Source organism: Caballeronia grimmiae, from assembly GCF_000698555.1.
In the GTDB taxonomy this organism is placed as follows: domain Bacteria; phylum Pseudomonadota; class Gammaproteobacteria; order Burkholderiales; family Burkholderiaceae; genus Caballeronia; species Caballeronia grimmiae.
Genome location: NZ_JFHE01000015.1, coordinates 1 through 12463, shown reverse-complemented (window position 1 = coordinate 12463; position 12463 = coordinate 1). Strand labels below are relative to the sequence as shown.

General features: G+C 60.0%; 12 protein-coding genes. 5 read left to right on the top strand and 7 right to left on the bottom strand.

What is annotated here, in order from left to right:
• Positions 1 to 296 precede the first annotated feature (296 nt).
• The 6 genes from BG57_RS16730 to chrA all read right to left on the bottom strand — a co-directional run bounded on the left by BG57_RS16730 (position 297) and on the right by chrA (position 5578).
• A complete protein-coding gene (locus BG57_RS16730) occupies positions 297 to 1046 on the bottom strand; it encodes an IclR family transcriptional regulator (protein WP_035966342.1) in 750 nt (249 codons plus the stop codon).
• A 12-nt stretch (positions 1047 to 1058) separates the two neighbouring features.
• Positions 1059 to 1811, bottom strand: coding sequence for an amino acid ABC transporter ATP-binding protein (locus BG57_RS16725; RefSeq protein ID WP_035966339.1), 753 nt, complete (start codon positions 1809 to 1811; stop codon positions 1059 to 1061).
• On the bottom strand, positions 1808 to 2452 hold the full coding sequence (locus BG57_RS16720; RefSeq protein ID WP_035966338.1) for an amino acid ABC transporter permease: 645 nt from the start codon (positions 2450 to 2452) through the stop codon (positions 1808 to 1810). The genes BG57_RS16725 and BG57_RS16720 overlap by 4 nt, the downstream gene beginning before the upstream one ends.
• Positions 2453 to 2463: 11 nt before the next feature.
• Complete coding sequence (locus BG57_RS16715; protein ID WP_035966336.1) at positions 2464 to 3180, bottom strand: amino acid ABC transporter permease; 717 nt, start codon at positions 3178 to 3180, stop codon at positions 2464 to 2466.
• Between the two features lie 13 nt (positions 3181 to 3193).
• The gene (locus BG57_RS16710; protein ID WP_035966334.1) at positions 3194 to 4045 is read right to left on the bottom strand and encodes an ABC transporter substrate-binding protein; all 852 of its coding nucleotides are present in this window, start codon (positions 4043 to 4045) and stop codon (positions 3194 to 3196) included.
• Between the two features lie 297 nt (positions 4046 to 4342).
• The gene (gene chrA, locus BG57_RS16705; RefSeq protein ID WP_035966332.1) at positions 4343 to 5578 is read right to left on the bottom strand and encodes a chromate efflux transporter; all 1236 of its coding nucleotides are present in this window, start codon (positions 5576 to 5578) and stop codon (positions 4343 to 4345) included.
• A 365-nt stretch (positions 5579 to 5943) separates the two neighbouring features.
• Here chrA and BG57_RS31220 point away from each other — a divergent pair, with 365 nt between their 5' ends.
• The gene (locus BG57_RS31220; protein ID WP_152562623.1) at positions 5944 to 7986 is read left to right on the top strand and encodes a hybrid sensor histidine kinase/response regulator; all 2043 of its coding nucleotides are present in this window, start codon (positions 5944 to 5946) and stop codon (positions 7984 to 7986) included.
• 118 nt (positions 7987 to 8104) lie between these two features.
• On the opposite strand, the gene BG57_RS16695 is transcribed toward BG57_RS31220, so the two are convergent.
• The gene (locus tag BG57_RS16695) at positions 8105 to 8941 is read right to left on the bottom strand and encodes a FadR/GntR family transcriptional regulator (protein WP_035966330.1); all 837 of its coding nucleotides are present in this window, start codon (positions 8939 to 8941) and stop codon (positions 8105 to 8107) included.
• Positions 8942 to 9159: 218 nt separating this feature from the next.
• Between BG57_RS16695 and BG57_RS16690 the strand changes: the two genes are divergently transcribed.
• The 4 genes from BG57_RS16690 to BG57_RS33810 form a co-directional block, all read left to right on the top strand.
• On the top strand, positions 9160 to 10368 hold the full coding sequence (locus BG57_RS16690) for an ABC transporter substrate-binding protein (RefSeq protein ID WP_035966328.1): 1209 nt from the start codon (positions 9160 to 9162) through the stop codon (positions 10366 to 10368).
• Between the two features lie 82 nt (positions 10369 to 10450).
• A complete protein-coding gene (locus BG57_RS16685; protein WP_035966326.1) occupies positions 10451 to 11311 on the top strand; it encodes a branched-chain amino acid ABC transporter permease in 861 nt (286 codons plus the stop codon).
• 29 nt (positions 11312 to 11340) lie between these two features.
• On the top strand, positions 11341 to 12330 hold the full coding sequence (locus BG57_RS16680; protein ID WP_229754006.1) for a branched-chain amino acid ABC transporter permease: 990 nt from the start codon (positions 11341 to 11343) through the stop codon (positions 12328 to 12330).
• Positions 12327 to 12463, top strand: a 137-nt coding sequence (locus BG57_RS33810; RefSeq protein ID WP_035966321.1) for an AAA family ATPase, incomplete at its 3' end; no start/stop codon positions are given. The genes BG57_RS16680 and BG57_RS33810, both read left to right, overlap by 4 nt.

The following is a 12463-nucleotide window of genomic DNA, read 5'->3' as shown; positions in this document are numbered from 1 at the left end:
CGCTGAGGGAGGAATCGAAGCTGATAAGCTTGGACCGCCCAGAGCAACTTCAACAATTTCCCTTATCTCTCGAAGTTTCCCTGCGGGCGAGAGTCGCGCGCTCTGCACGATCCGATCCCGCCGCTCCATGCAGAACGTCCGCACCAGACGCCCGCGCCGCGACAACACCTTCGCCCGCTAATCCCCCGAGCGAACGCGTGTAGTACGCCACCGCCTTGCGCAGGATATCGTTCACTTCCCTGAGCGCCGCGTTTTCCTGTTCCAACTCGTCGATGCGCCGAAGCCGTGTTTCCATGTCAGCGATGGGAAAGCGCCTGCGCCGATTGCAGCAGATCGTCGAGCATCGACTGGCGGCGTTCGGGGTTCGTGTCGCGGCCCGTCATGAAGCAGAGCGCGGCGAGCGGCATCCCCGCGCGGTCGCGAACGGGCGCTGCCATGCAAAGCCGGAAAGCGTTGGACAGCCCTTCCGTGCAGCAATAGCCAAGCTCTCTCGCATTGTGCACATCGCGCATGAATTCATCGAAATCGATGCGCACGCCGTTGTCGAGCACGAAGTCATCGGGGGGAATCAGGGCGCGGATGGCCTCGGCGTTCAGGTGGCCGAGCAGCAGACGTCCGGTCGCGGTCCACGGAATCGGCACACGCACGCCGATATCCGAACTGATATTAAAAGGCCGTGCGCTGTTCTCCGATAACACCACCGTGTACTTGTTCCCTTCGAGCATGCACAACTGCGTGGTCTCGTCGTATTTGCGCACGAGGGCAAGAATCGACTGATGCGCGCGGCTGATGAGGTCGTTGTGCGTCGCATAGTCGGAGCCGTAGTAATGCATCTCGCGCCCGAAAAACACGCTGCCATCCGCCGATGTCTCGAGCCAGCCCACTTCGGCGAGAATGGCGACGAGTTCGTAGATGCTCGAACGCGGCGCACCGGTCGCCTCGATCAGCTCGCGCATCGTCATGGGCCGCCGTGCGATATGCAGCTTCCTGAAGATATCGATGACACGGTCTACCCCTCGCGCGCGCGACGTTTCTGGAACCGCCATTCGTCGATTCCTTCAGTGGTCCAGCACGCGGCTCAGAAACTGCCGCGTGCGTTCGTTAGATGGGCTAACGAAGATTTGTTCCGGATCGCCTTGCTCCGCGATCACGCCCTTGTCCATGAACACGACGCGATCAGCCGTTTTGCGCGCAAAGCCCATTTCGTGCGTGACGACGACCATCGTCATGCCGTCGCGTGCGAGGCCGCGCATGACTTCCGTTACTTCGCCGACGAGTTCGGGATCGAGTGCGGACGTGGCTTCGTCGAAGAACATGATGCCCGGCTCGACCGCGAGTGCGCGCGCAATCGCAACGCGCTGCTGCTGTCCGCCCGACAACTGGCTCGGGTAGTGCGATGCGCGATCCGCAAGCCCCACGCGGTCGAGCGTTTCCATCGCGCGTTTGCGGGCATCGCCGGGCGACATGCCGCGCGCCTTGATGAGTGCGAGCGTCACATTGCCGAGCGCGGTTTTATGCGGGAACAAGTTGAACTGCTGAAACACCATGCCAACGTGGCCGCGGATCTCGCGTGCGCGCTTTGGATCGTGCAAGGGCACTTTGTTGACCCACACTTCTCCGGAATCGGTCGTCTCGAGTCCGGCCATGATGCGCAGCACCGTGCTCTTGCCGGAACCGGAAGCGCCGATCAGCACGAGCACTTCGCCCGCGCGCACATGGAGATTGATTTCGTTGAGCACGCGCGTCGCGCCGAATGCCTTGCTTACGCCCGATAGCGAAATCACGGGCTCGTTCTGTATCGAATCGCTCACGCAAGTCTCCTGCGGTCATGGTGGCGCACCCATTGCGAAAGCGGGAAGCACACGACGAAATAAATAATAGCGACGAGTCCGTAGATCTCCACCGGCTTGCCGATGCGATCCACGATCGCCTGCCCGCCGTGCATCAGTTCGGACATGCCGATCATGCTGACGATCGACGTATCCTTGATGAGCGACAGATACTGCCCGACGAGCGGCGGCAACACGATGCGCCCCGTCTGCGGCAACACGACGAAGGCAAAGGTCTGCATGCGGGAAAGGCCGAGAATCTGCGAGACTTCCCACTGTCCTTTCGGCACGGACTCGATGCCCGAGCGAAACACTTCCGCGATGTACGCGCCTTGATAGACGCTCAGGCCGATGACACCTGCAGCGAAGACATCGATTGCATAACCGAAGTAAGAGACGCCGAAGTAGATGAACATCAGCGTGATAAGCACGGGCGTGCCGCGAAACAACTCTGTATAGAGTTTCGCGATGCGGTCAGTGCCCCACGGCCCGAACGTTCGCAACACGGCGGCGAAGAGGCCAATGAGCGTGCTGCCGACGATCGCCGCTACAGATAAAAGCAGCGTCGTCACGAGCCCTTGCAGCAGGACCGACAGACTGGTTTGCAGCAGTTCGAGTGACATGATTCAGGCCCTCATGCACGATTGGCGCGACGCAGCGTGAATCCGCCGAAGCGCGCACGCGGCCTCACGATCAGCGGCGGATGAAACATCCGTGCGCCGAGTTGGCTTGCGATCCACGACAGCACATTGCTCAGCACCAGATACGCCACGAGCACGACGGCGAACGTCTGGATATAGAGGAGCGTGCGCGAATTGATGACGGTCGCGGTGCCGGTAAGTTCGGGCAAGGCAATGGCCGACAACAGCGACGTGCCGAGCAACAACTGAATCAGATAATTGACGATGGCCGGATACACCGCGCGTGCAGCCTGCGGCAACACGATCTCCGCGAATATCTGCCCGCGCTCGAGTCCGAGAATGCCCGCTGCTTCGAGCTGTCCGCGCGGCACCGATTGAATGCCTGCGCGAAACACTTCCGACAGATACGCGCCCACGTTCAGGCCCAGCGCGATGACGCCGGCCCAGTAAGCATCGAGCGCGATGCCCATCGACGGTAAGCCGAAGAACACGATGAATATCTGCAGCAGTACCGGCGTATTGCGGATGACCTCGACGTAAGCACGCGCGATGAACCGCACGATGGCCGAAGGCGACATGCTGGCGAGCGCCGCGATCAACCCGAGCACCAGCGCGAGTACGAACGACAGCAGCGTGACTTGCAAGGTCAGCCAGCCGGCCTTCAGGAACTCGGGCACGTAGCCCCATAAAGTCAGCCATTGATAGCTCATCTGCGCCTCCGCTTCAGGACTGCGGATTGAGCGGATATCTCGGGTCGACGCCGAACCACTTCTTGTACAACTGCGCATTCAGCTTCGACGCGTTGATGTTGAACAGGAACAGGTTCAGGTAATTGAGCCACACTTGATCGCCCGCTTTCACGCCGAACGCGTTGTACTCGAGCGGCACGAGCGCCTCGTTGGTGACGGTCAGTTCCGGATCGAGCTTCGCCTGATATGCAAGGAAGTTGTTGTCTTCGATCATCGCATCGGCCTGGCCTTGCTTGACGGCGAGAATAGCCGCTTGCGAACTGTCGTATTCCTGAATCTTTACGGAGATACCCATCGAACGGACTTCGTCGCCATTGGTCGAGCCTTTTACCGTTGCAATGGTGCGCCCGCTCATGTCTTTCGCTGACTGGATGCCGCTGCTTTTCTTCACGAGCATCGCTTCACTGGCCACTACGTACGGCGACGTGAATTCGACGACTTTCGCGCGTTCGAGATTGCGCGTGAAGTTGCAGAACACGACATCGACCTTGGCGGTTTGCAGGTTCGGGATGCGGTTTGCGCTCGTCGTGTCTACGACTTCGAGCTTCACGCCCATTTGCTTCGCGAGTTCTTTGGCAAGGTCGACGTCATAGCCGTCCGGTTTGCCGTCTTTGTCGTAGAAGCCGAACGGGGCGAACGTGAGGCAGTCGCCTACACGCAGCGTGCCGCGCTGAAGCACGGCTTGTAGCGTCGATGCAGGCGCTGCTGCCGTTGAATTCTGTTCGGGCGTCGACACCTTCGTACAGGCGGAAAGCGCGAGCAATCCGCTCATTGCGGTCATGGCTAACAACAAGGCGGCCTTGGCGCCCTTGGCGGCGAGCTTCATGTTCGGATCCTGTTTTGAGTAGGTTGAGCCGAGCGGATCGGTTGCGGAGTGACGTCTGATGCGAGTGACGCTGTGCGTCGCAACATCGAACTGTCCGATATATCGGACAGTTATCCGGGGAATCGGATTCAGGCCAAGTGTTGGACGTAAAAAAAGGCCGCGCAAGCGGCCCGAACCCGGATTGATTCGATGTTTTTGATGAGATAGCGGATGCGTTGTATGGGTTTCTCTCTCATCGGCTTAAAACCAGTCTCGTCGCGTCGTGCTTTTGCGCGAACGTGTGGAGACGCGGACAACTCACTTCAGCACGGCTTCTGCAACACCAGCCAATGCACACATGATGACGACCGCAAGCGGCGGCATCTTCCAGCGCGTCAACAACAAAAGGCCAATCGTTGCGATGGCGAAGTCGATCGCGGAGTGAATTGCGCTGGTCCAGACGGGCGAATAAAACGCTGCCGCCAGCAGTCCGACGACCGCTGCGTTCACGCCAGCAAGCACAGCCGCCATTGACGGACGCGCTCGAAGCGCTTGCCAATAAGGCAGCGTGGCAAGAACGAGCAACAGCCCCGGCAGAAAGATGCCTAGCGTGGCAAGCAGTGCCCCGGCCCAGTGATTCGGTGCTTCCGCCATCGTCCAGCCGAGAAATGCGGCGAATGTAAAGAGCGGGCCGGGGACTGCTTGCGCTGCGCCATAACCCGCGAGAAAGTCATTCGACGATACCCATCCTGTGGCGACGGTCTCCTGCTGCAAGAGCGGCAGAACGACATGACCGCCACCGAAAACGAGCGCGCCCGATCGATAAAAGCCTTCGAAAACGCGGATGGCATGGCCTGCGCCCAGATTCGCTAGCACCGGAAGCCCAAAGAGCAGTACGCAGAACAGCAGCAGCGCCACGGCTCCGGCTGTATGCGAGACGCGGAATTCATGAACGTGTTGCCTTGCGCCGACCGCGCCCGCCGATGCCGTGGTCCGGCAAAAAACGAATCCGGCTACGGCACCGAGCGCGATCACGAAGAGTTGTGCATACACGGTCGTCAGGACACTGAGGGCCGCAAGCGCGGCAAGGGCGATAGAGGCGCGGCGGCGATCGGGGCAGAGGCGCCGGGCCATGTCCCACACGGCTTGCGCCACGACCGCAACGGCAACGAGCTTCAGGCCATGAATCAGGCCTTGGCCGATGGCCCCGTCGAGGCGCGGTGCAATGGCCGCGAAAGCGAGCATCAGTAACACGGAGGGAAGTGTGAATCCGCACCAGGCGGCAAGTCCACCGAGCCACCCGGCCCTGAGCAGGCCGATCGAAAATCCAAGCTGGCTGCTGGCTGGTCCCGGAAGAAACTGACATAGGCCGACGAGGTCGGTGAACGTCTCGTCATCGAGCCATCGACGACGCTCGACGAACTCGCGGCGAAAGTAGCCAATGTGAGCGATGGGGCCGCCGAAACACGTCAATCCGAGCCTGAGAAAGACTGCAAGCACTTGCGGTGCAGTGCTGCTTCTGGCCGGGGTCGATGGTGTCATGCCAGTTTCCATAAATCCTTGAGTTCTCTAATTACGGCTTGCAGCGCGTCATCCTTCGTCATTGTGCCGTCTTAGAAGCGTTCTTTCCGTACCGTCGCACCGGTCGACAGTACGATAACCGCGACTATCGACATTCGCTGGACGTGCAGCTCAAGGATTCTACCGGCGCAGGCGAGGGCCGGCGGCACCGCACGAATGGTCCAAGATGCGAGGCCGTTTCCTGATCGGAGCCGACGTCTATGCGCGCAGGCATCGGTGTATCTGAACGTTGCTCAGTAGTTAGCGGGCTTGCAATCGCAAATCCATCAGCTGAAAGCCGCGTCCCTTGTGCAGACGCAACGGCTCGTGTGAGTTCGTGTTAGCCTGCACGATTACAATTGACCTATGCATCCATGGACTTGCCTGTCTGGTTCGGCAACGTAAGCAGCGTAGCGCGACATCTGCATAGCATCGAGTGGGACCAGACTCCCGTGGGTCCAATTGCGCAATGGGATGCCTGCTTACAGGCGTCGGTCGCGAGCTGTCTCTGCTGCGCGTTTCCGTCTTGCGTGTTGTGGGGCCCGGACCTGACGGTAATCCCTAATCAGGCACTATGCGATCGGCTCGACATTGAAACCGCAGTGACCTCCGGGCAGTCCTCTTCGCGTTTCTCGGGCGGCGCTTGGGACGCTGTGCGGCCAGCAGCGGAACAGGCTTTGAAGCAGCGCAGCCTCGTTCGCTCACCCGATATTCTGTTCCCGGTCCCAGATGACGGTACCGGAAGCGAAACCTATTTCGCGCTGTCGTGCAGTCCTGTCTACAACAGCGATGGGCAGGTCGCCGGTGTCTTCTGCATCTTCAACGAAACCACGGAAATCGTTCTGGCCCGACAGCATGTCGCGCGTGAACAGATGGCGGTCCAAACCGCACGGCGTCTCGACGAGGGTCGGCTGCAGACGATCATCGACCAATTGCCAGCGGGTGTCGGCCTTACCGACGCGAGCGGCCAATCGACGCTCAGCAACGCACTGATGAGGCGATACATCCCGACGGCTCTCCCGTCGACGCTGCCGGAACGAGCGGCGCTTTGGCAAGGATGGGACGCGCACGGGGCACTTATTCCACCGCACGACTGGCCCGGCGCACGAGCGCTGCGCGGTGAAACGGTGCTTCCGGGGCAGGAAATGCTTTACACCGGCGTCACGGGACATCGTGTCTGGATGCGAGTGAGCGTAGCTCCGCTGCGTGACGAAGCTGGCAAAGTGATCGGCACCTGCTCGATCGTTCAGGACATAAGCGACTTGAAGGACGCTGAGCAAGCGTTGAAGGAAGCAGATCACCGCAAGAATGAGTTTCTTGCTGTGCTCGCCCACGAGCTTCGGAACCCGTTGGCGCCGATACGAAACGGCCTCAATATCCTCGAACATACAGTCGACGTTGAAACGCGTGCACGCGTTCATCGTATGTTCAATCGCCAGATGTCTCACATCGTGCGGCTTGTCGACGATTTGCTTGAAGTTTCTCGTATCACGAGTGGCAAGATCGAACTGCGCAAAGAAAATCTGAATCTCTCTGCGATTCTCTCAACTGCTGTAGAGACGAGCCGGCCAGTCATCGACACAGGTCAGCACCGGCTTACGATCAGCTTTTCAGCCGAACCGTTGACCGTTTTCGGTGATCCGGTACGACTCACACAGATCTTCGCCAATCTGCTGAACAACGCGGCTAAGTACACCAATGCTGGCGGCCATATTGAACTCACGGCCATGCGAGACGATAAGGATGCGGTTGTCACCGTCCGCGATAACGGTATTGGCATTACCGCGGGCATGCTGCCACGAATCTTCGACATGTTCAGCCAGGAAGAGAACTTCCGTCAACGGGCCCAAGGCGGTCTGGGCATCGGATTGACTCTCGTTCGTAGCCTCGTTCACCTGCATGGCGGTACTGTCTTAGCCCACAGCGATGGCCTGGGCCGGGGTAGTGAATTTGCAGTCCGCCTGCCCCTGACAGATGCACCCACCGACACGCAGATGTTTGATCCGGACAACGACCCGTTCAGCCGGAAGTCACTTGCGGGCAAGAGACTACTTATCGTTGACGACAACGTCGATGCGGCGGACAGCCTTGCCATTCTGCTGGACATGTTGGGCGCCGAGACACGTACCGCCCACGGTGGACTCGCTGCGCTGGACGCATTGAAGACGATGCCAGCCGATGCCGTTCTGATGGATGTGGGTATGCCCGATATGGATGGCTACGAGCTCGCACGACGTATCCGTGCCAACGAGGCCTTTGGCGCCGCAACTCTGATTGCCATCACCGGCTGGGGTCAGGAAGAAGATCAACGAAAATCGCGCGACGCAGGGATCGATCGCCACCTTGTCAAGCCAGTTAATATCGATCTGCTGCTGAAAGCGTTGACAGCCAACGGCAATTGACGCGGGACTCGGTTCTGACCATACCTCTCGACGTGGAGCGTGACATCAGCCCTACATCGATTCCGACACAGCCATTGAAAACGTGGCAAGAACGTTTCAACTGGCTCGCATCCGCAATTCAATCCCCACGTCCACTCGCACGCTTCCGTATCTCGGAGTCAAGAATCAGCCGCCCGCGCAACTTGCCTTTCATGCGCTTCACATAGCGCGGCGCCTCGGTCATATGAATCACCATTAGTTCGCGCACCTTATCCGCATCCCGCGCACGCGCTGCTTCAGTGATTGCCTTATGGATCTTCACGTTCGCGCGGCCAAACCGTTCGTGTTCCGCCTGCGGCGTATCGTTCCTGAACTCGATCAACTGCCGGATCATCTCGTTGATCAACTCACACGTAAAACGAAGAAAAGGATTGGGATTCGCCGCAGCCAGAATATCGTGGAAGTTCACATCTTCCTGACGTTGCCGCACGATGTCCCGATTCGCATGCGCCGCTGCCGGTTCGTCGCAACACGCGATGTTCGCTTCCAGCGCCGTGAAATCATCGTCGGTGAGATGCGGCACCGCACCCGCCGCGAGTTCCGGCTCGAGCAACTGACGCACCGTATAGATGTCGTCGATGGTCACGTCCTTGAAGAACAAATAGTTCTGCAAGAGCTGCAAGGTGCGGGCAAGCGGCACCTCGACAATCGTGCCGCCGCCCGAGGGTCCGGTCGTCACCTTGATGAGCCCTTGCACTTCCAGTGACTTCAGCGCCTCGCGCGTCGTGCTTTTGCTGACGGAGAAGAGCTGCTGCAATTCGACCTCACGGGGCAACTTGTCGCCGGGCTTCAGGTCCTTCTCCGTGATGAGCCGCTTGATCTCCTCGGCCACCAGATCGGCGCGCTTCGGCTGCTTGATCGGCTGCTGCGCGATTTGAATTGCCGCGCCGGCGCGCTTTGCACGCTCCATCACCATGTCGATGCTCCCTGTCTCTATCCGTCTGCTTTCGTCATGCGGACATTGAAAAATCCGCAGACTGGAATATTGCCTTATTGACACCCGAATTTATTGTTCCTAGCATCCAGTTCATTCTATTTATCATGATAAATAGAATGAACCGAGCCGAGGCTCGAACGTACCACGAAAAATAACGCCGGGCGGCTGCGCGGGTCATCTTCTCAAGGAGCGTCACTTTGAATCGCCGAAACATGTTGAAGCTGGCCGCGCTGTCGGCCATTCCCGGATCGTTCGAGGCGCTCGTCGCAAGAAGCGCCTTTGCGCAAGGCTCGCCGATCCAGTTCGCGTGCCCGGTCCCGATGTCCGGTCCGTTCGCGGCCAACGGCAAGTATGCCGACCTGGGCATGAAGCTCGTCATCGAACAGTACGGCAAGGTGCTCGGGCAACCGCTCGCTTATACGACGCTCGATACCGAGGGAAAACCCGCGACCGCCGTGCGGCGCGTGCAGGAAATCGCGCAGCAAAAGAACGCGCGCTATTTCGCGGGCGGCATTCTCTCATCGGAAGCGCTTGCAATGGGCAAGGAAGCGGAGAAGGCCGACGGCATCTTCATCACGACGGCAGGCGCCGACGAACTCACCGGCAAGGACTGCAATAGCGCGACCTTCCGCTGGTCGGTGCCGACCTTCGGCGCGATCGAGCAGACCGTGAGGCCGCTGGTCGAATCGATGCCCAAAGCGAAGCGCTGGTACACGATCACGCCGCAATACGTGTTCGGCGACGGACTTCTGTCCGCGGCGAAGAACCTCTTCAAAGAGAAGGGCATCGAGCATGTGGGCAACAGCTATCACTCGCTCAATGAAAAAGAGTTCAGCGGTTACCTGACCAATGCGGTCGCCGCGAAGCCGGATGTGCTGCTCATCCTTAACTTCGGTTCGCAATCGTCGGACACGTTGCGTCAGGCCGTGAGCTTCGGCATGAAGAACAATTGCACGATTCTTATGGCATGGGCCTCGGGTCTGGAGCAGTTCGAAGCGCTCGGTCCGGATATCTGCGAAGGCGTGTACTTCGGCGCACAGTACTGGCATGCGATCGATACGCCGCTCAATCACGATCTCGTGAAGCGCGTCAACGCGGTTTATAAATCGAACCCGAACTACAGTCTCGCGGGCTCGTACATCTGCACGAAAATTCTTCTCGATGGCATCGTGAAGGCGGGCACCGCCGATCCGAAGAAAGTCATCGCCGCGCTCCAGGGCATGAAATACGCGGGCCTGACCGGTCCCGAAGAGATTCGCGCGGGCGATCATCAGGTGCTAAAGAATTACTACCTGTTGAAGGGCAAGCCCAAGAGCAAGATGAAAGACAAGGACGATTACGCCGATATCGTCAGCTCGGGTCAGTCGTTTCTGCCGCTCGACAAGACGCAGTGCAAGCTGGCCTAAGCGCCTGACGCGCTGACGCGTCGTTCTCATGCGAATGCAGGCAAGCCTTGCATTCGCGCCGCCACTCTTCTGATGCAAGGCCATGAACGTTTATCTGTTGCAGGTCGTGAACGGCATCGGCGTGGGCATGCTGTACTTCTTGCTCGCGGTTGGTCTGTCGATCGTGTTCGGGCTGCTGCGCTTCGTGAACTTCGCGCACGGCGCGTTCTATCTGTTGGGCGCGTACTTCTGCTATCAGGCGATGCAGTGGTCGATGAGCTTCTGGGCCGCGCTCGTCGTCGTGCCCATCGTCGTCGGCGCGTGCGCGTGGATCGTCGAGAAGGCCGTGCTGCGGCACGTCTATGCGCAACAGCACGAGTTCCATATTCTCGCGACGGTCGGTCTCGCGCTCGTGATACAGGAATGCGCAATTATCGCGTGGGGACCGATCGGCGATAACGTCGCCGTGCCCGACATGCTGAACGGCGTGGTGATGTGGGGCAGCTTCATCTACCCGAAATACCGGCTCTTCGTGATCGCGTTCACGGCTGTGCTGGCCGGCATTCTGTGGTGGGTGCTCGAAGGCACGCGCCTCGGCAGCGCAGTGCGCGCGGGCAGTGAATCGAGCGAGATGGTGTCGCTGCTCGGCATCAACGTGACGCGTATCTTCAGTCTCGTGTTCGCGCTCGGCGCAGGGACAGCGGCGCTTGCGGGCGTGCTCGCCGCGCCGATCCGCGGCGTCGATCCGTTCATGGGCATCGAAGCGCTCGGCGTCGCGTTCGTGGTCGTCGTGGTCGGCGGCATGGGCAACTTCCTCGGTGCGCTCGTCGGCGGATTGCTGGTCGGCATCGTGCAAAGCGTGATGAGCACGCTATGGCCCGAAGGCGCGCGTCTCATGATCTATGTCGCGATGGCCGCAGTGCTGCTGCTGCGTCCGAACGGTTTGCTCGGGAGGACCGCGTGAATTCCAAACCTGATTCGAAGACATTGGACATGAGTCTGCCCGAACGATCACTCAGGCATTCGCTTCATCGCTATCGGTTCCTGCTGCTTGCGGCGATCGTCGTCTGCATCCTGCCGATAACGATGCGTTCCGGATCGCTCGCAACGGAAGTGCTCGTCTATGCGCTTGCCGCGCTCGGCTGCAATCTGCTGCTCGGGCATACGGGCTTGCTGTCCTTCGGGCAAGGCATCTTCTTCGGACTCGGCAGTTATAGCGCCGGCCTGATTCTTACGAAGTCAGGGTTGCAAGTACCCGTTGCGCTGCTCGGCGCGGTCGTCGTGGGCGCGCTCGCGGCGGCCGTTGTCGGATGGTTTTCGATCCGTCAGCGCGGCGCGTACTTCGTGATGCTCACGCTGGCATTCGGGCAGATGTTCTACTTTCTCGCCTACACGACGCCCGATCTCACGGGCGGCGACAACGGCCTGCTCGACATCCCGCGTCCGGCGTTGTCGATTCTCGGTCAGCCGCTCGTATCGATCGCATCGCCGTGGCAATACTATGCGTTCGTCGCGGTGCTGTTCCTGATCGCGTTCTGGCTGATGCTGCGCGTGTCGCATTCGGTCTTCGGCCGCACCCTGCTCGCCATTCGCGATAACGAAGCGCGCGCCGCTGCGGTCGGCTACGACGTCAAGCGCTTCAAGCTCGCCGCGTTCGTGGTATCGGGCGCGGTCACGGGTCTGGCCGGCGCGCTTCACGCGATGATGACGGGCATCGCGCCGCTGTCGAACGTCGACTATCACACGAGCGAGATGATCCTCGTGATGACGGTGATCGGCGGCACGGGCAACCTCTTTTCCTCCGTGCTCGGCGCGGCGTTCTACGTGTTGTTCGCCGACTGGCTCTCGACGCTCTGGCCGCGCTGGCTTCTGCTGCTCGGGCTCGTGCTGATCGCCGTGAGCCTGTTCATGCAGCGCGGCCTGTGGGGGCTGGGCGAACGCATCTGGCGCGCGGTGAAGCGCAATGAAGGAGAGCCGGCATGAGCGCGTCGATACTGGAAGCGAAGGGCGTCGCCAAACGCTATGGCAAGTTCTCGGCGCTGACCGATGTGAATCTGCGCATCGCGAAGAACACGGTGCATTCGGTGATCGGCCCGAACGGCGCGGGCAAGACCAC

Coding starts and splice junctions, on each gene's coding strand:
- BG57_RS16730 (WP_035966342.1), bottom strand. CDS start 1,046: ATGGCGGTTCCAGAAACGTCGCGCGCGCGAGGGGTAGACCGTGTCATC.
- BG57_RS16720 (WP_035966338.1), bottom strand. CDS start 2,452: ATGTCACTCGAACTGCTGCAAACCAGTCTGTCGGTCCTGCTGCAAGGG.
- BG57_RS16715 (WP_035966336.1), bottom strand. CDS start 3,180: ATGAGCTATCAATGGCTGACTTTATGGGGCTACGTGCCCGAGTTCCTG.
- BG57_RS16710 (WP_035966334.1), bottom strand. CDS start 4,045: ATGAAGCTCGCCGCCAAGGGCGCCAAGGCCGCCTTGTTGTTAGCCATG.
- chrA (WP_035966332.1), bottom strand. CDS start 5,578: ATGGAAACTGGCATGACACCATCGACCCCGGCCAGAAGCAGCACTGCA.
- BG57_RS16695 (WP_035966330.1), bottom strand. CDS start 8,941: ATGGTGATGGAGCGTGCAAAGCGCGCCGGCGCGGCAATTCAAATCGCG.
- BG57_RS16685 (WP_035966326.1), top strand. CDS start 10,451: ATGAACGTTTATCTGTTGCAGGTCGTGAACGGCATCGGCGTGGGCATG.
- BG57_RS16680 (WP_229754006.1), top strand. CDS start 11,341: ATGAGTCTGCCCGAACGATCACTCAGGCATTCGCTTCATCGCTATCGG.